16 protein-coding genes are annotated in these 17153 nt (G+C 60.8%); 6 read left to right on the top strand and 10 right to left on the bottom strand.

From position 1 onward, the window contains the following. Positions 1-63 precede the first annotated feature (63 nt). Both H1204_RS42125 and bktB read left to right on the top strand, forming a co-directional pair. Positions 64-1269 carry an MFS transporter gene (locus tag H1204_RS42125; protein WP_274608286.1) on the top strand — a complete coding sequence of 402 codons (1206 nt, stop codon included), beginning with the start codon at positions 64-66 and terminating at the stop codon, positions 1267-1269. Between the two features lie 183 nt (positions 1270-1452). Further along, positions 1453-2637, top strand: coding sequence for a beta-ketothiolase BktB (bktB, locus tag H1204_RS42120; RefSeq protein WP_180736017.1), 1185 nt, complete (start codon positions 1453-1455; stop codon positions 2635-2637). Positions 2638-2800: 163 nt separating this feature from the next. On the opposite strand, the gene lhgO is transcribed toward bktB, so the two are convergent. Continuing rightward, complete coding sequence (lhgO, locus tag H1204_RS42115; RefSeq protein WP_180736016.1) at positions 2801-4081, bottom strand: L-2-hydroxyglutarate oxidase; 1281 nt, start codon at positions 4079-4081, stop codon at positions 2801-2803. Then, complete coding sequence (gene glaH / locus H1204_RS42110; protein WP_180736290.1) at positions 4078-4995, bottom strand: glutarate dioxygenase GlaH; 918 nt, start codon at positions 4993-4995, stop codon at positions 4078-4080. The genes lhgO and glaH overlap by 4 nt, the downstream gene beginning before the upstream one ends. Before the next feature lie 118 nt (positions 4996-5113). Between glaH and H1204_RS42105 the strand changes: the two genes are divergently transcribed. Beyond that, complete coding sequence (locus tag H1204_RS42105) at positions 5114-6040, top strand: LysR family transcriptional regulator (RefSeq protein ID WP_180736015.1); 927 nt, start codon at positions 5114-5116, stop codon at positions 6038-6040. A 405-nt stretch (positions 6041-6445) separates the two neighbouring features. Here H1204_RS42105 and H1204_RS42100 read toward each other — a convergent pair whose 3' ends face one another. The 8 genes from H1204_RS42100 to H1204_RS42065 form a co-directional block, all read right to left on the bottom strand. After that, positions 6446-7630 carry a serine hydrolase gene (locus H1204_RS42100; RefSeq protein ID WP_180736014.1) on the bottom strand — a complete coding sequence of 395 codons (1185 nt, stop codon included), beginning with the start codon at positions 7628-7630 and terminating at the stop codon, positions 6446-6448. Positions 7631-7676: 46 nt separating this feature from the next. Continuing rightward, positions 7677-8405, bottom strand: a complete 729-nt coding sequence (gene glnQ, locus H1204_RS42095) for a glutamine ABC transporter ATP-binding protein GlnQ (RefSeq protein WP_274608285.1) — start codon at positions 8403-8405, stop codon at positions 7677-7679. Beyond that, positions 8402-9058, bottom strand: a complete 657-nt coding sequence (glnP, locus tag H1204_RS42090) for a glutamine ABC transporter permease GlnP (protein WP_180736013.1) — start codon at positions 9056-9058, stop codon at positions 8402-8404. The genes glnQ and glnP overlap by 4 nt, the downstream gene beginning before the upstream one ends. Next, entirely contained in the window at positions 9055-9807 is a 753-nt protein-coding gene (locus H1204_RS42085) for a transporter substrate-binding domain-containing protein (protein ID WP_243469088.1), read from the bottom strand. Before H1204_RS42085 ends, glnP begins: the two co-directional genes overlap by 4 nt. Positions 9808-9838: 31 nt before the next feature. After that, positions 9839-10351 carry a RidA family protein gene (locus tag H1204_RS42080; RefSeq protein ID WP_180736012.1) on the bottom strand — a complete coding sequence of 171 codons (513 nt, stop codon included), beginning with the start codon at positions 10349-10351 and terminating at the stop codon, positions 9839-9841. Beyond that, entirely contained in the window at positions 10348-11241 is an 894-nt protein-coding gene (locus tag H1204_RS42075; protein WP_180736011.1) for a PhzF family phenazine biosynthesis protein, read from the bottom strand. The genes H1204_RS42080 and H1204_RS42075 overlap by 4 nt, the downstream gene beginning before the upstream one ends. Before the next feature lie 87 nt (positions 11242-11328). Beyond that, positions 11329-12075 (bottom strand): AraC family transcriptional regulator, encoded by a 747-nt coding sequence (locus H1204_RS42070; RefSeq protein ID WP_180736010.1) that lies wholly within the window; start codon positions 12073-12075, stop codon positions 11329-11331. Between the two features lie 675 nt (positions 12076-12750). After that, the gene (locus H1204_RS42065) at positions 12751-13017 is read right to left on the bottom strand and encodes a hypothetical protein (RefSeq protein ID WP_180736009.1); all 267 of its coding nucleotides are present in this window, start codon (positions 13015-13017) and stop codon (positions 12751-12753) included. A 417-nt stretch (positions 13018-13434) separates the two neighbouring features. Here H1204_RS42065 and H1204_RS42060 point away from each other — a divergent pair, with 417 nt between their 5' ends. The 3 genes from H1204_RS42060 to pstS all read left to right on the top strand — a co-directional run bounded on the left by H1204_RS42060 (position 13435) and on the right by pstS (position 17101). Beyond that, entirely contained in the window at positions 13435-15105 is a 1671-nt protein-coding gene (locus H1204_RS42060) for an MASE1 domain-containing protein (protein WP_180736008.1), read from the top strand. Between the two features lie 22 nt (positions 15106-15127). Next, a complete protein-coding gene (locus tag H1204_RS42055; protein WP_274608303.1) occupies positions 15128-15751 on the top strand; it encodes a response regulator transcription factor in 624 nt (207 codons plus the stop codon). A gap of 183 nt (positions 15752-15934) precedes the next feature. Further along, on the top strand, positions 15935-17101 hold the full coding sequence (pstS, locus tag H1204_RS42050) for a phosphate ABC transporter substrate-binding protein PstS (protein ID WP_243469087.1): 1167 nt from the start codon (positions 15935-15937) through the stop codon (positions 17099-17101). Positions 17102-17153: the final 52 nt, after the last annotated feature.

The following is a 17153-nucleotide window of genomic DNA, read 5'->3' as shown; positions in this document are numbered from 1 at the left end:
ACTGTAGCGGCGAGTGCAACCCGGACCTACGCATGGGTGGTATTTGCATTGATGTTTTGCCTGTTGCTGTCCGACTACATGTCGCGGCAGGCGATCAATGCCTTGTTTCCCATCCTGAAGGTGCAGTGGCAGATGTCCGATACGCAACTCGGCTCGCTGAGCGGCGTGGTGCCGTTGGCGGTCGGCGTACTGACACTTCCGTTCTCCATCGTGGCGGACCGCTGGGGCCGGGTCAAAAGCATCGCCGTGATGGCCGCGTTGTGGAGTCTTGCCACGCTTGGGTGCGCAGTCGCCAGCAACTATCACGAGATGTTCATCGCCCGCATCTTTGTTGGCATCGGTGAGGCCGCCTACGGAAGCGTCGGCATTGCAATGCTGATGAGCGTCTTTCCGAAGCATCTTCGTTCTACCATCGCTGGCGGGTTCACGTCTGCCGCTGCGTTCGGGTCCGTGCTCGGTGTTTCGCTTTCCGGCCTCATTGCGACGCACTTCGGCTGGCGCTGGTCGATGGGCATGATGTCGATCTTTGGCTTTGTGCTCGTGATCATTTATTGCCTCCTGGTCACGGAAAAAAGACTCGCTCGTGCTAATCCCGACAATACGGGCGGAATACCCATGTATGGTCGAATAAAGCTGACGCCTCGCGCGCTTCTCTCCGGCCTGTTTCCGGCGCGCTCCGTGCTGTGTGCGTACATCGGCTGCGCACTTCAGATCTTCATTCAAGGCACGCTCTTCGTGTGGCTGCCTAGCTACCTCAATCGCTACTGGGGCATGCCGGTGAGCAAGGCGTCCCTGGTGGCGGCCGGGCTCGTGCTTGTGAGCGGCATGGGACAACTCCTGTGTGGCGTGTTAACTGACAGGATCAGCGGCGATTCCCCGGTTAGAAGATGGAACATGGCCATTTGCTATTGCCTGCTGCTCGGCGCCTTGCTGGAGATCGCGTTTCGCTTGCCGCAGGGCAATCTGCAACTCGCGCTCCTCGTACCCGCTGTGTTTTTTCTTGCCAGTTCGTTCGGCACCTGTAGCGCCATCGTCGCGGGTGCAACATCACCCGCTATCCACAGTTCGGCATTTGCCACGATGACGCTCTTCAACAACATATTGGGTCTCGCAGCAGGTCCATTTCTCACGGGTGTGTTTGCGGACTCAGTCGGTCTTCAGGTCGCGTTGCGCTGGCTTCCCTTCGCGGCAATTCTGCCGTTCGCGGCGTACTTGTTGGGCCGGTGGCTTTACCTGGCTGAAACTCGACGGGGTCGAGCGTACTGGTGAAAACCGGCAGTGCGCCTTGGCTGAGACCTCTTCAGCGCCACAAGCGGGGTGGCGCGCCTTCTATCGCTAACGAAATTGCCTCCGCGTGCGGGCGGCGCAATCTGGCGCCGCATTGATTCAAGTTTTTCTCAACCTCCGCTCCAACAAGGTGAAATCGGATCGGATTAGCGTAGGTGAACAAATATGAAACGCGAAGTGGTGGTTGCAAGTGGTGTTCGGACTGCGGTCGGTAGTTTTGGCGGTAGCCTCAAGGACATCGCGCCGACTGAACTGGGTGCCAAAGTCGTACGCGAGGCGCTCTCGCGTGCGGTTGTCGACGGTGCGGAAGTGGGGCATGTCGTTTTCGGCAACGTCATTCACACAGAGCCAAAGGATATGTATCTGGCGCGCGTGGCCGCCATCGAAGGAGGCGTGTCTCAACACGCGCCCGCACTGACGGTGAACCGCCTGTGCGGGTCTGGATTACAGGCCGTTATTTCAGCATCGCACAGCATCCTGCTGGGCGACACCGACATCGCGGTCGCGGGTGGGGCGGAAAATATGAGTCGCGCGCCTCACGTTGCGCCTCATGCGAGGTTCGGCACACGCATGGGCGACGCGAAGCTTGTCGATATGCTGCTCGGCTCTTTAATGGATCCATTTCACCGGTACCACATGGGCGTAACGGCGGAAAACGTTGCACGGCAGTTCGGCATCTCGCGAGAGGAGCAGGACGCGTTGGCGCTCGAGTCGCATCGTCGCGCTGCGCACGCTATCGCGCAGGGCTATTTCAAGGAGCAGATTCTGCCCGTCACCTTGAATGGAAAAGGCGCCGCAACGGTTTTCGACACCGACGAGCACGTACGTCTGAATGCCACGCCTGAAGACTTCACTCGACTCAAGCCCGTATTCGAACGCGACGCCGGCACGGTAACAGCAGGGAACGCTTCGGGCATCAACGATGCAGCGGCGGCGTTGGTGCTCATGGAGCGTGCGACTGCCGAGCAACGCGGGGCGCGGCCATTGGCACGGTTGGTTGCGTATGCGCACGCCGGCGTAGACCCGAAAATGATGGGCATCGGACCCGCGCCGGCGACTCGCGCGGCTCTGGCGCGCGCGGGGCTCACCGCCAACGACCTCGACGTAATCGAGTCGAACGAAGCCTTTGCAGCACAAGCCTGCGCGGTGTCCAGAGAGTTGAAGTTCGACCCTGAAAAAGTGAACCCGAATGGTTCTGGAATTTCGCTGGGTCATCCGATCGGTGCGACGGGTGCGCTCATCACGGTCAAGGCAATTCACGAACTGCAACGCTTGGGTGGGCGCTACGCGCTGGTTACGATGTGCATCGGTGGCGGGCAGGGTATTGCCGCCATCTTCGAGCGCATTTAAGTGTAGACAGGTTACGTTGCCTGATCACGCGCGGACGGGTGAAGGCATCGCCCCACGTTGACGTGAGTGTTGCCTTCAGATGTTACGCACGCCGTCTTGCTGACCGGCGTCCACGTGCGAAATGCCGCTTAATGTCTTCAAACACGTTTTTCCGGCGGCGGCGTCATCCGACGGCCAGACCGCATGGTTGAGCGGTCGATTGCGGCTGGAAGCGCGGAGCAAGACCGAAATGCTTGTCGAATGCTTCGACGAGATAGGCGCCGATGGGCAATGAGGAAGTCGCCGCCGGGGAGGGCGCGTTGCACACGTGCAGGCTGCGCTGCGACGGGCGGATCAGGAAATCGTGCACCATGCTGCCGTCGGCCATCACAGCCTGCGCGCGCACGCCCGACGGATAGGGTTCGAGGTCAGACAGCACAAGCTCCGGACAATACTTGCGGCACAGTTCGAGGTACCCGGTCTTCCACAGCGAGTTCCGCATTTCGCTGAGCCCGGATGCGCCGTGTTTTCCGAGCATCTTCCAGAATCCAGGGAAAGCTGCCATGCCGGCGAGATCCTTCAGATTGGCGTCGCGCCAGCGGTATCCCTCTCGCGCGAGCGCCAGGACGGCGTTTGGACCCACGGTCACATATCCTCCGATCATGCGCGTCAAGTGCACGCCAAGAAAGGGCAGGGCAGGATCGGGCACTGGATAGACCAGATGCTTGACTATGTCATTTTTGGACGTTGGCAAACGGTAGTATTCGCCGCGAAACGGCACGATACGGAAGTCGAGATCGACTTTGCACATCTTCGCGAGGCGGTCCGCCATCAAGCCAGCGCAAACGATGGCATGCCTTGTCCGGAAGCGGCCATTCGACGTTTCCGCGGTAATGCCGTTTTCGTCTTCGTGGAGTGCCTCCACGCGCTGATTCAGGGCGATCTGCACGCCTCCGTCCCGGGCGAGCCGCGCCATTGTCTCCGTCATGCCCCGATAGTCTGCAATGCCGCTGGTTGCCACCCGGATTGCCGCCCGTCCCGCAATGCGTGGCTCCAGTTCTCGCAGCGCCGCTTCGTCGAGCATCTGCGGTTCGAGCTGGTTCTGCTGACAACGCGTGTACAGCGCATTGAGCCTTTCGACTTCGACGTCGTTGGTCGCGACGATCAGCTTGCCACATTGCTCGACCTGCACGTTGTGACGACGGGCGAACGCGTAGGTCGCTGCTGCGCCGCGTCTGCAAAAATCGGCCTTGAGGCTTCCCGGTGCGTAATACACGCCCGCGTGAATCACGCCGCTGTTGTGACTGGACTGATGAGCGGCGAGCGTAGCCTCCTTCTCGAGTAGCAGTACGCTTATTCCCGGATGCCGCTCGATGAGTTGCATGGCCGTCGAGACGCCGACGATGCCGCCGCCCACGATCAGCACGTCGGCGTCGTAGCCTCGGTGATGCTGAATGGTGGTCATTTCGAGAACACTCCACGTTGGCGCATCAGTTCGCGATGTAGCGCCGGATGCTTCTGAAACGGCGCCCGGCCGTGCAGCCAGAAATAGTTGTTGAGGACCACGAGATCGCCGGTGGGGAGCGGTACTTCGCGTGTCGCGGACGACGCTTCCATCGATGCCGACAGGTCATGCAGATAGGCGGCTTCAGCGGGTGAGCGGGGTTGCACGAACTGGTCGATGAACGACATCGCCAGACCATATTCGCTCTGGAAGAACACCGGGCGTTCGACTTGCTCGTTGACGTTCTTCGAGCCAGGCGCCTTGTAGAGGAACGGCCGTGTGCTGAGCGGGTCGTCGAGGAAGGTGCCGCGCTCGCTCCAGTCGTCGATATGCAAGAAGCGCGACTCACCGCCGACAGCGTTCTCCTCCGCGAACTTCATCATGAGCAGCCACTCGGTCGGCTCGTCGACGAAGGTTCCGTCAGTGTGCAATGTGAAAAGACGGTATGCCTGGCGCAGATAGGAGTCGCTGTTGTCCGTGTCTTTGACAAGGAAGCGGGCGTAGTACGTACCAGACATGGCATCGTGATTGGCCGGTCCGAGAAGATAGCCGATCGCCGTTCCGAAGCGGACGAAATCCCCATGATCCGCAGTCGTGTCCTGGACGCCGATGGTAAATCCCCCGGTGCGGCGGTCCTGCACGAGTTGTCGAAGCGCCTCAGCAAAGCCGTCGCCAACCGCCTGCACGAGCGCGCTCGCGACCTTGAAGCGCATGAATGGTACGTACTCGAGGTTCTGGAGATCGATGTCTTTGACCGATGAGAAGAACTTTCTCAGAGCATCACGCTGCACCGTGATATGACGCAGACGTTCGTGATGTGGATGATGGTCGATCGAAAACGTCGATTGCGTAACGACCGCTGCGGCCATTGGCATTGTTGTGACGGTGCTCATGAAGGTGTCCATCAGGAAGAAAGTGTTGCTATTGGACTCCTTGTCTCTGATTGGTTAAACCCGTATAAAATGAATTTTTATTCGAGAAATCAGATTAAAAATGATCGACAGCCGACAGATCAAGCTGTTCGTCGCTTTGGCAGAAGACTTGCATTTCGCGCGTTCGGCCGACCGACTCGGAATCGCACAGTCGGTGCTCAGCCAGCAAATCAAAAGGCTCGAATCCGACCTCGGCGTGAGATTGCTCAACCGCAACAAGCGCGCGGCGATTACGCTGACTAACGCAGGCGGCATCTTTCTGGTCGAAGCAACGGCTGCGCTGAGACAACTGGAGCGCGCCGATCGCATCGGCCGCCTGGCCGCCAGAGGTCAGGCAGGTCAAGTTGCGCTTGGATATATCGGTTCGGCCGTTACAACCGGGTTGTTGCCGGACACACTCAGAGCATTCCGAGCGGCAAGCCCGGATGTTCGCATGCACATCGTCGCGATGGAAACGCCGAACCAGTTGGAACGCTTGTCGGACGGGGCTCTTGATATCGGTTTTATTCGCCCACGCGCGCACTATCCCGACGGGGTCACTGCGAAGGTTGTGCAAAGCGAGCGCCTGTTGATCGCTCTGCCAGCGGACAGTCCGCTTTCACGCGCGAAGTCTGTAAAGGCCTCGCAGTTGCGCGAGCTGCCATTCATTGCGCCGCAGTTCAACGAGGCGGCAGGTTTCGCCGAAGACCTTGCCAGGCTCGGTCGAGTCGGTGGGTTCGATGCACAGCCGGAGTACAGGGTCAACGATTTCATTACTGCGGTGAGCATGGCTTCCGCGGGCTACGGCGTGGCACTCGTGCCGCAGTCCATTTGCGGATTCGCTCAACCCGGCGTCGTGTTCAAACCATTGAGCGACTTTGACGAGCATGTCGAACTTGCAGTCGCATATCGTATTCGCGAGCATTCGCCTTGCGTGCGAGGGTTTGTCGATGCAGCGCTGTCATACGGCGTTGCGACGCAACCGAGGGCACGCCGCACAACGCGTTAGCGATTCGTGTCGCGACCATTGCGAACGAATCGGGCGACTGGAGCGGGCACTTACCGCGCGAAGCCGGGACAGACGAGTGCATGACGGTGATCGTCAAGTCGGCCGGGCAGACTTCAGTCGCCCTGACTCGACGTAGCAAGTGGTTGAGACCCATGACCATTGCACGGGCGATGCGATGGCATCACGCTGGGGTCCGGCGCTGTATGAGAAGCCCGCCGAGGATAGCCGGACGGCCGCTGTGCTCCAGAACCCGCCGTTGACTTGGTGTGCGCTCGAAAGGCGGCTCAGGGTCCGGGAACGCATTCGCTGGTGCCGCCGGTGGCGACTTACGATCAGATGTATCGGTAAGGTTCGCCTACACAGTGAAAGGCAGCGCATCAATAGTGCCCAACAACCACAAGTGCCTCATCCCATTGCCGCAATCGCTTCGAACAATGCGAGATTCAGCAGCTTCACTTCGTCGTTAGTCGGTAGGGGTTGCGACGAAAATTTAGCGATCACGGTCTCGCGTCGCGGATCGACATAGAGCCACTGGCCATGAATACCAATCGCAAAGCACGCGCCGCTGGCATTGCCCACCTGATACCACTTGTTGCGGTATTTGCCGTTCGGCAGCCAGCTCGAGAAATTGCCTTGTCGCCATGCTTCTGCGCTGCCGCCAGTGAGCGTATCGGTCATCCAGTCCGCCGGTATTAGCCGGCGCCCGTTGATCTCGCCGCCCAGACGCACCAGCTCGCCGATCCTCGCCAGATCGCGCACGGTCATACATAAGCCGCCGCCGGAGCGTGCAGTGCCGGCGATGTCCACCGTGACGCAACCGTCGTGCCGCAATCCTAGCGGTTGCCACAGACGGGTCGCTGCGAAGTCTGCATAGCGCTGGCCGGAGGCTCGCTCGATCACGAGACCGAGCACGTCCGAGTTGGGCGAACAATAATGGAACGGGCCGCCATGCTGGCCTGCACCTTTGGGCAGGGAGGCGAGCAGATCGATCACGGTCTCTACCGGTTCGCCTTCGCGGCGCGGGTCCAGCAGCCCTGCCCGCCTGTAGCGCGCATAGATACCATTCGGATCGAGATAGTCCTCGTTGAACGCGAGGCTGGTCCGCATATCCAGCACGTGTCTGACGCGCGCATCGCCGAAGGCCGAGCGTGCGAGTTCGGGAACGTATTGCGCCACGGGCGCTTCAGGGTCCAGACAACCGTCTCCGACCAGCATGCCCGCAAGCAGGCCAGCGACGGACTTGCTCGCCGAGAACAGGATATGGCGGCTTTGCAGCGTGAAGTGCGGCGCATGAAAATCGGCGACGAAACGTCCGGTTCGCATCACGGTGATCGCATCAGTGGAGGTCTGCCGCAGGATCTGCGCAACCGATCGGCGTTCGCCATGGACTACGAACTGAAGTTCCATCAGCGCGTCGGGACTGACCACGGGTTCTTCAGGAAGGCCCGACGTGGCAGGAATTCGTGCCGTCGGGATGATTTCGTGGACATGGCGAAAGGCCCAGACATTCCATGGTGCTTCACGCCAGTTGTCGTGCCGGACATTGTCGCGGCGAAAGCCGTAGTCGCTTTCAAAACGTGACGGATTCATCTTGACTGCAGACTCCTGTGGCGTGCTGGTGTGATTTGCACGGACGTTAATGAACATGTTGAAGGAACTCGCGAAAGCGCTCGCCAGGTGGCGTGGACAACATCTCAACGGGCTTGCCGTCGTGCACAACACGGCCGGCCTCCATGAAGAGCAGGCGCGAGCCCACGCGCTGTGCGAAGCCCATTTCGTGCGTCACGACGACCATCGTCATGCCCTCGCAGGCGAGCGTCTGCATGACTTTGAGCACTTCTTGCCGCAACTCGGGATCGAGCGCCGAAGTGGGTTCATCGAAGAGCATCAGCTTGGGCTGCACGGCAAGCGCTCGCGCGATGGCCACACGTTGCTGCTGGCCGCCGGAAAGCTGCGACGGATAGTGATGCATCCGCTGCGAGAGGCCGACCTTCTCCAGCAGCGCGCTCGCGATGTCGCGTGCCTCGGCTTTTGTCTGGTGGCGCGCGCGGATCGGCCCGAACATGACGTTCTGCATCGCCGTCAGGTTTGGAAACAGATTGAACTGCTGGAACACCATGCCTGCTTCGAGCCTGATACGCCGGACGTCGCGAGCCGAACCCAGCACGCTGATATCGTCGACGCGCAGATCGCCGGAGCTGATCGTCTCGAGCCCGTTGATACACCGAAGCAGCGTCGATTTGCCGGAGCCGGACGGGCCGACTATGACGGCGACTTCACCGCGTTCGATCCTGAGGTCAAGCGGATGCAGAACGACGTACTGGCCGAAACGCTTCGAGGCTTGCTTGAATTCGATCATGCTCATGGCAGGCGTACTCTCCGTTCGAGCACTCGCAGGCCGAGTGCAAGCAGGCTGATGACGAGCAGATAGATGACCGCCACGGCAGTCCAGATCTCAACTGCCCGAAAATTCTCGGCCATGATTTCCTGTCCTCTGCGCGTCAGTTCGCCCACGCCGATGACGAGAAAGATCGAGGTGTCCTTGACCAGATTGACGAACTGGTTGCCCATTGCCGGCAGCGCGCGTCTGAATGCGATGGGTGCAATGACGTGAGCCAGCGTGGTATGAAATGGCAGCCCCATCGCCATGCCAGCCTCACGCAATCCGCCCGGCACGGCCTGGAGCGCGCCACGGATAATCTCCGCGTTGTAGGCGCCGGAATTGACGATCAACGTGATGATGGCGGCGCTGGTAGCGCTGATGCGGATGTCCATCATGATCGGCAGCGCGAAGTACACGAACATGACCTGGACCACGATTGGCGTGCCGCGAATCAAGGCGACGTACATCTGTGCCGGAAACGCTGCGGCCTGACCGCCGTAGGTCAGCGTCACGCCCGCGATGACACCGAGCGCGACGCCGCCCGCCAGTCCCGTCAGCGCGATCAGTAGGGTCAGCCGAAGTCCTTGCAGCAGGTCCGGCAATGCAGCAATGAGGGCCGCCCAATCGAAGTTCATGACGACGCCTCGCCGAACCATTTACGGTTGAGCGCGGCGAGCCGTCCATCCGCCTTCATCGCAGCGAGCTGAACGTTAGCCGCTGCAACGAGCGGGCTGCCTTTCTGAAAGCCCATGCCGACGTCGAGACCCTCCAGAGCGGGCAGGATGACCCGGACCTTGTTTTTCCCGGCGGTGTAGGCGTAGTAGAGCAGTTGCGGCTTGTCATAGACGACGACATCGGTGCGGCCTGCTTCCAGCGCGAGCAGCGCGTTATTGATGCTAGGCAGTTGCTCCAGCGTGGCGTCCTTGATGTGATCCTTGATGTAGTTGACCGCGACCGTGCCCGTCTCGGTGCCGATGCGCTTACCAGCGAGATCGGCTGGGGTGCGGATGCTGGTGTTGTCAATGCGGGTCAACGCGATCAGACCGCTTTTGTAGTACGGCGTCGAAAAATCGATCACCTGTTGCCGCTCCGGCTTGATGAACAGCTGCGAGACGATCACGTCGAGATTGTGCGTCTGCAGCGCCGGGATCAGCGCGCCGAATTCCATCGGTTGCAGGCGCCATTTCCGGTTCAATCCCTTCGCGACTTCGCTCCAGACCTCGACGTCGAAACCGGAATAGGTATCGCCCTGTTTGAACGCGAACGGCGGGGCGCCCACGTTGGAGCCGACCACCAGTTCGGCGTCGGCTGCCCGGACGGAACGGGACAGCAAGATGGCGGGCCCGGCTGCGAGGCCCAGTTGCAGCAATTGACGTCGATTCATGGTTTTCTCCACGTTGAGTGATCGTGCTGGGCTATCTGGCGTCGTGTTGTGGCGTTGCGTCTGGCTGATGTCGATCGGCTTCGTGCGTTAGCGAAACAGTGAGTTCGATTTCGAGCAGCCCACCGCCAGGCAGGCTGGCAACGCCGATTGCCGATCTCGCGTGCCGGCCCATTTCGCCAAAGATTTCGTGCAGCAGCGACGAGGCTTCGTCCAGCACCTGGCTGTGGTTCACGAAGTCGGGCACGGCGTTGACGAAGCCGCGCAGAAAGAGAATGCGCTCGACCGTCGTCGCGGGTGGCAGCGCTGCCGCGAGCGCGCTCAACGCACGCAGCACGCAAGTGTGTGCGGCGTGCCGGATTACCTCGGGCGGCGTCGTGTGATCGACGGGGCCAGCGATCACCTGTTCGCCGACGCGGCTGACCTGGCCGCTGACGTAAGCGATGTCGTGATGGATCACCACACCCGTGTAGGCGCCTCGTGGCGATGGCGCGGGTGGCAGTGTCATGCCCAGTTGCCCAAGCCGGTCCGTGATATCGATCGTCATGATGGAGTCCCAATGCGTGTTTCAAAGCAGACGGGTCCGCCGAGCCAGCAGCCGTCCACGTGACCGGACTCGACGCTGAAACGCACCGAGATTTGCGACGGGCGTCTCATCGCGCGTCCCTGGCGGATCGTGATGGTCCGCGTGGACGCTTCCACCATGCCATTGGCGAGCAGGCCGAACGACAGCGCGGAGGCTGCGATCCCGGTGGCTGCGTCTTCCGGATAGCCTGAAGCGCGCGGGAACTGCCGGGCATCGAAGATCTGCCGACCGGCATCGAAAGTCGCGTAAGGGTAAAGGCCGGTGGAGCCGATGCGCTCGCACACGGCTTCGATTCTGTCGAAGCGCGGCTGAAGGGCGTCGAGAACGGCGGGGCTGCTGAGCGGAATCAGCGTCTTGACCCGGCTGGTGCAGGCGTTCTGGATCGGCAAGGGCGCGAGTTGCGCGTCACCGATGCCGAGCGCGTCGAGGATCTCGCCTTGGCTATCCTGCGGCAGCGGCTCGACGCGGCCCATGGGCTGAGAGATTTCGACGGCAGCGCCCTGATCCGTGCATCCGGTGATGCGGACAGCGACCTGGCCGCTGCGCGTCTGAAGGGTCAGCCGGTCGCGCTGCAGGCGTCCGGCTTGATGGAGCAGCCAGACTGCGCCGACGGTGGCGTGGCCGCACATCGACATCTCGTGGTTTGGGACCCAGAAGCGGAATTCGTAATCGCATTTGGAGCCGGGCGCGGCGGGCAGGACGAAGCCGCTTTCGTGGCCGTAGTGCCGCGCGACGGCCTGCATTTCCGCGTCAGACATACCGGCGGCGTCGATCACGATGGGCGCCGGGTTGCCGCCGCCGGGACCGGCGGCAAACACGCTGACGAGTTCGACTTGAGGGCGCAAAGACATGGCGGCGTGAGCCCCGCTGACCGGGGGATGTGTTCCTGTCCGGTCAGATTACGGGGAGCGGCGCCGCGCCGCGCGTTCCAACGGGCCCTACGTTTTGACCGAACGGGCCATCTTTGCTCGCAGACCGGAAGGCGAGTGGCCGCCGACGCGGCGCATCGCACGCGCGAGGGCGGCGCCGCTTTCGAAGCCGACGCGGAACGCCACCTCGCCGATCGGCAGGTCCGTTTCAGCGAGCAGGCGGCAGGCATTGTCGTAACGCGTGCGCTGCTGGAACTCGCCGATCGAGACTCCGGTGCGTTCGCGGAACAGACGCGTGATGTGACGCCGGGATACGCCAAAACGCTCTTCCAGCATGTCGAGGGGAATCTCCTGGTCGGCGTGGTGGGCTACGAAGGCTTCGATGTCGGCGACCAGCGCCATGCCGTGTTCGCGCGGCGATGTCCCCAGTTCCGTCTTCCCGGTGATGACCTCGCCGATACACTGCATCAGCAGGGCCGATGACAAGGCCTGGCGGGTTGCCGCGCTGCCATAGCTACTCATGTCGTTGCGCTGCGAAAGCTCCTGCAGCGCGCGGATCGCGGCCGTCCTTCGCACGAGAATCGGCGTGCGGGTGCGCCGGTGGAATTCGCTGAGCGAGCCGACGCCGGTATCGAGCTTGTGCAGCGCGTCGCCCGTCACATAGACGGCCACGTGAGTGTGAGTTGCGCATCCGGCGCGGGTCTGATGGGCGCGCCCTGACGGTACGACCGCGAAGCGATCCTGAGACAGCCAGGTGCCCGCACGCCGGTCTTCGTGGCGAAGCTCGACGGCGCCCTGGCCAGGCAGGATGAACATCAGGCAGTCGTGCCAGTGCCACGGCATCGCGTAGGTGCCGCTGCCGGTAAGCGTTGCGTGCCCTTCATCGGCAGCGACGAGCAGAGCCCTGTTGGCCGGCTGACAGAGCTGTGTGAACGTTCGTAGCATGGCGATACTCCATGCAATCCATGCGATTCAGAAGAGGGTCATGCTGTGACCGGATTGCGATTGAAGCGCCTTGCGTAGCGTGGAGTCGCGAGGGACGGGCACAGCATCAATGGGATGGGGGAAGGATACCAGTGCAAAATGCGGCTGTGTTTTGCGTGCTGTTGCGATCCCGGGGGAGATGTCTGGTGTGATGGACGGTGTCGCGGATAGAGGATGGTCGGTTGGGCCGGGCGGCACGCAGCATTCGCTTCGCGGGTTTCGGCGGTTCAGCGGCCGTAATTTGCGTTGCAGCATGATAATGGTCGAAAACGGTGGTGTTTGGATTCGAACGGATTGGTTGGCAAGGTTCGGCCACTTTCAGCCACTTTCAGCCATTCGCTTGAGCGCTTCTGTGGACACTCAAACGTCAGGTCAGCTCAGTCGTGTGGCGGCAATCACGATCCTCGGGGGGGGGGCAAAACCTGAGTCGAAATTGGTCAAGGACAGTTGGGATTGTGGCGCATCCACTCTGGTAATAGCGCAACACAAGGGTGCATCGGCTGTACGCTAAAAATCAGCGTCCGATAGCATTATCCGTTCGCCATTGGCCGGCAACGTTTTCTGCTCTACTGCCTGCAAAAGTCGCCGCTTGCCTAGTTCGAAGGCGAGCATCAATTGTTTCGGAGTCTCATTCGCAGCACCGAGTTTTTCGCACACCGCTTCGGCTGGTAGCGCAAAGGCGCAATATCCCCAGCCAAAACCATACGCCGAGAACCACATGGTCGAGTCGGCAAAAAGGATCGGCTTAGTGAGGTTGATGCCGGGCTGATCCATGGCTGTCACCTGTCCGATAGAAGCGTTATCGGATTTTCGCACAATGACGCGTGGATAAGGGGACGAGCCATGTGGCTAGCTGAACCTTTGACGTGGTGATTTAGTGGGCGAGGTCCGGTTGCAGACATTCGCGCAATCTCTCAAAAACCAGATTTCGAACGCGCGAGATCTTGTACTGAAATGCCGCTCATTTTTAATCTGCGCAACTGCTATAAGGACCAGTCAGACATGCACGATCGTCCCCGTTTTCGTCATACTGAAGGCGTGTGAAGCGCTCTGTAATGGTTGATTAACGTGGTGGCTACCATCACAATCATGACGTCAGCCGAAGACAAGCGCTGTGGCGCAATGGTCCTGGGCTGATGACAAAACGCCTTGCGACCCGCAGAAATCTGCCCCCAGTGTTTAAAGCGACCAATGGTTACCATTCGGGTCCAATCCAGGTTCGGCCTTTTTCTGCGTACCGTGCTAGTTGCATCGGCATATTTCGCAGGCGCAAAGATTGGGCTTGCCTATGCGGTTGTGGGCGGCGCAATTTCTCTGGTATGGCCTTCCAGCGGCATCGCTCTTGTTGCGCTGCTCGCTCTGGGCTTCGCAGTTGCCCCGGGAATAGCCATTGGCTCCTTTCTTGCCAACCTTTCGGTGGGCGTGCCTGTCGCTGTGGCCGCGATGATTGGCGTAGGCGCGATGGTCGCAGCCTTGACGGCGGCCATATTGTTAGACCGCGCGGCCCGATTCCGAATCGCGCTTGAAAGTACCAATGACGTGGTGGCATTCATTGGCCTCGCTGCAGTGATGAGCACGGCGGTCAGTGCGCTGATTGGCGCGACCGCCGTGCTTGCAGGAGGCCTGATGCCCGTCGCCGAGTACGGCACAGCGTTTCTGAAATGGTGGCTCGGTGACATGATGGGGGTGCTCGTCGTGGCACCGCCCCTGTTCAGCATCCTCACGTATTCGAACCCTGTGCGCTCCATGCGGCAGACCGTAGAAATGTGCGGACTGATGCTTACGACCTTCTGGGTGAGTTACCTTATCTTCGGCGCGCCGCAGCTTGCCGGGCACGGCTATTATCCTGCCGCCCTGGCAATCTTTCCGTTTATCATCTGGGCGGCTTTGCGCTTCGATCGCCATGTCACAAGCATCGCCACATTGACGGTTTCAGTCGTGGCGATCTGGGGTACCACGCATGGCACGGGTCCATTCGCCGCCGAGTCTCCTGTGGATAGTCTCGTGAGGTGGTGCGCCTTCACGAACGTCGTGGCGGCAACGGGACTGCTGCTTGTGGCCGCACGAGCGCGTGAGCACCGTACCTATAGTCAGCTGCAGGAAGCCCACATCGAATTGGAACGGCGCGTCCAGGCACGAACCGAAGATCTGGAAATAACAAACCAGGAGTTAAAGGCGGAGATGGGTCGACGCCGTCTGTTGGAAGGCGAGTTGATCCATATTGGCGATCAGGAGCAAAGACGGATCGGCCGGGAACTGCATGACGGACTTGGACAACAGTTGACCAGCCTGGGTCTGTACTGTGCCGCCCTCCATCAGAAACTGCAAACCGAGGGTCACCCGGCCGCCGCCGACGCCACGACTATCGTAGGATTGGTTAAGCAGGCGTCCTTGATGACCCGCCGAATTGCCCATGGCCTTGACCCGGTCGCCATGGAATATGGTGGCCTCGCGGTCGCACTGCAAGCGCTGGCCGAAACAGCTCGCACGCTCAATGGGATCGATTGCACGCTGCGGATTGCGCCTGACGTGGACATGCCGGACCCGCTGATCCAGATCAACCTCTACCGTGCGGCACAGGAAGCCGTCAACAACGCGCTGAAATATAGCCACTGCCGCCGCATCTGGATCGCACTTGAGCAGGCAGACGGCATGCGGACGCTCTCCGTCAGTGACGACGGAACGGGCGTCGGCCAGGAGGAAATGGAACGTGCCTCGGGATTAGGACTTCACAACCTTCGTCACCGCGCAAGCCTTCTGGGCGGCTCTTGCAGCGTGAGCCGCAATGCTTTCGGAGGCACCACGGTCGCCATCAGTTATCCGCTACCGGAGGGCCCGGGCTGTGCAAGAGAAAACCGTTAGCCCAGGCCGTGCGACTCAAATCCTGATTGTGGATGATCATCCCATCATCCGCGAAGGGATGGCGCATCTGCTGAATTTGCAGGGGGATCTGCATGTGTGCTGTACGGCCGGCAGCGTCGAAGAAGCGCTGGCGGCGATGTCCTGCCATCCCGACATGGCCATTGTGGACATCAGCCTGCAATCGGATTTCGGCCTGGATCTGGTCAGGACGCTTCGCCATCGCTACCCGGATCTGGCTATCCTCGTCCTCAGTATGCACGACGAAGGCCTCTTTGCCGAACGCGCACTACGGTCGGGAGCAAACGGATACCTGATGAAACTCGAGGCCACAGAGCACGTGGTGAGCGCCATTCGCGAAGTGCTGGCAGGCAGTATCTATCTGAGCACCGCCATGCATGAAAAGCTCGCGCGAGCGCTTACCGTACAGCACAAGAAGCCGGAGGGTTCAATTGGGAACCTTTCAGAGCGCGAGTTCGCGGTCCTGCACCTGATTGGACTCGGCTTCAGCACGCGCGAAATCGCCGAGAAACTAAATCGCAGCGTAAAGACCATCGAGGCGCACAAGGCCAACATCAAGGAAAAGCTCAATATCCGCAGCGGCAAGGAGTTGATGCGCTTTGCGATTCAGTGGACCGAGAGCCAATAGAGGCAACGCCTGCTGGGGCAATGCCTGCTCACTGAATAGGGCAATCCCCTAGGATCCTTTAAGAACGGCACCCTATTCATTCGTATGCAGTCAGCGCATACAGTGCAAGTTGTACCTGCCGGCGTGCCGCAACCCTTGGGCAGGGTGGCAGGCGTAGCCCAGAGCTCCTTGAGGGTCGCCGCCATGGATACTAGATTTCAGCGGATCGCAACTGTTTCGATCCCCGCACTCCTTGCTGAAACGGCCCGCCACCTGGGGCAGATGCTACGTTGTGTCGCGGTTATATGCGTCGTCGCGAGTCATGCTCCGGCAGCACAGGCGGCGGGTGCGGTCACGGGCGCCGGCTCGACCTTCTTCGATCCCCTGGCGCAGAAGTGGGCGGCCTCCTACTTCCACAAGACCGGCCGGCAAGTGAGCTTTCTTCCGAATGGGTCCGGGAACGGAATTGATCAGCTGAAAGCGGCCAAGGTGAGTTTTAGTGCCTCGGACATGCCGCTGAAACCAGACGAATTGCGCGCAGCCGGGCTCTTCCAGTTTCCGGTAGCGGCGGGCGGTCTCGTGCCGGTGGTCCACCTCGATGGCATCGCCCCGGGACAGTTGCACCTGACGGGTGCGCTGCTGGCGGACATCTACCTCGGCAAGATCACGGAATGGAACGACCCGGCCATCAAGGCGGTTAATCCCGGGCTCGCGCTCCCTGATCTGAAAATCGTCGTGGTGCATCGCAGTGATCGGTCCGGGTCGACCTTCAACTGGACGAACTACCTGTGCGCAGTGAGTGCGCAATGGCGCGAGCAGGTGGGCAGCGGCCTGACGGTCAAGTGGCCCGTGGGGCTCAACGCCACGAGCAGCCAGATCGTCGCCACCTACGTCAAGCGGATCGAAGGCGCGATCGGCTATGTTGAACTGGCCTACACGGGTCCCGCGCCCCTTACCTATGCGACCGTTCAGAATAAAAGCGGTGCGTACGTCGAGCCATCGGCCTCGAGTTTCAGGGCTGCGGTGGAAACAGTGGCATGGGGCCGGAAGGACGATTTCTATCAGCTTGCCACCAATCCTCCGGGCGAACGGGCCTGGCCAATTCCGGGCGTCGTGTTTATCTTGTTGAAAGCCGGGGACAAGGCCGGCTCAAGCGCCGCGCTAGCGCTCTTCCGGTGGGCTCTGCACGAGGGCCGTGAAGACGCAGTCGCTGAAAATTACGGCATCCCGCCGCCGGACCTGGTCGGGGAGATAGAAGAGTACTGGGCGCAGAACCTGCCCGCCGGGCAAGACAGCGAACTCACCGCCGTCGGCTCGGCGAAGAGCCCAAGCATGGTCCGCGTAAGCAAATCGCCGGCACCGGGCTTATGAGCGCTCCTCGCGACTAATGCGCAAATAAGGCATCGGCTTCCTGAACCTGAAG

The organism is Paraburkholderia sp. PGU19 (assembly GCF_013426915.1).
Lineage (GTDB): Bacteria > Pseudomonadota > Gammaproteobacteria > Burkholderiales > Burkholderiaceae > Paraburkholderia.
The sequence above is the reverse complement of the archived record's forward strand: the minus strand, read 5'-3'. Positions and strand labels throughout refer to the sequence as shown.

Excerpts from the sequence above, each read along its gene's own strand:
- bktB (WP_180736017.1), top strand. The coding sequence starts at position 1,453 with ATGAAACGCGAAGTGGTGGTTGCAAGTGGTGTTCGGACTGCGGTCGGT.
- glaH (WP_180736290.1), bottom strand. The coding sequence starts at position 4,995 with ATGCCAATGGCCGCAGCGGTCGTTACGCAATCGACGTTTTCGATCGAC.
- H1204_RS42100 (WP_180736014.1), bottom strand. The coding sequence starts at position 7,630 with ATGAATCCGTCACGTTTTGAAAGCGACTACGGCTTTCGCCGCGACAAT.
- H1204_RS42060 (WP_180736008.1), top strand. The coding sequence starts at position 13,435 with ATGGTTACCATTCGGGTCCAATCCAGGTTCGGCCTTTTTCTGCGTACC.
- H1204_RS42065 (WP_180736009.1), bottom strand. The coding sequence starts at position 13,017 with ATGGATCAGCCCGGCATCAACCTCACTAAGCCGATCCTTTTTGCCGAC.
- glnP (WP_180736013.1), bottom strand. The coding sequence starts at position 9,058 with ATGAACTTCGATTGGGCGGCCCTCATTGCTGCATTGCCGGACCTGCTG.
- H1204_RS42080 (WP_180736012.1), bottom strand. The coding sequence starts at position 10,351 with ATGACGATCGATATCACGGACCGGCTTGGGCAACTGGGCATGACACTG.
- lhgO (WP_180736016.1), bottom strand. The coding sequence starts at position 4,081 with ATGACCACCATTCAGCATCACCGAGGCTACGACGCCGACGTGCTGATC.
- H1204_RS42075 (WP_180736011.1), bottom strand. The coding sequence starts at position 11,241 with ATGTCTTTGCGCCCTCAAGTCGAACTCGTCAGCGTGTTTGCCGCCGGT.
- H1204_RS42105 (WP_180736015.1), top strand. The coding sequence starts at position 5,114 with ATGATCGACAGCCGACAGATCAAGCTGTTCGTCGCTTTGGCAGAAGAC.
- pstS (WP_243469087.1), top strand. The coding sequence starts at position 15,935 with ATGGATACTAGATTTCAGCGGATCGCAACTGTTTCGATCCCCGCACTC.
- H1204_RS42070 (WP_180736010.1), bottom strand. The coding sequence starts at position 12,075 with ATGTTCATCCTGCCTGGCCAGGGCGCCGTCGAGCTTCGCCACGAAGAC.
- H1204_RS42085 (WP_243469088.1), bottom strand. The coding sequence starts at position 9,807 with ATGAATCGACGTCAATTGCTGCAACTGGGCCTCGCAGCCGGGCCCGCC.
- glnQ (WP_274608285.1), bottom strand. The coding sequence starts at position 8,405 with ATGAGCATGATCGAATTCAAGCAAGCCTCGAAGCGTTTCGGCCAGTAC.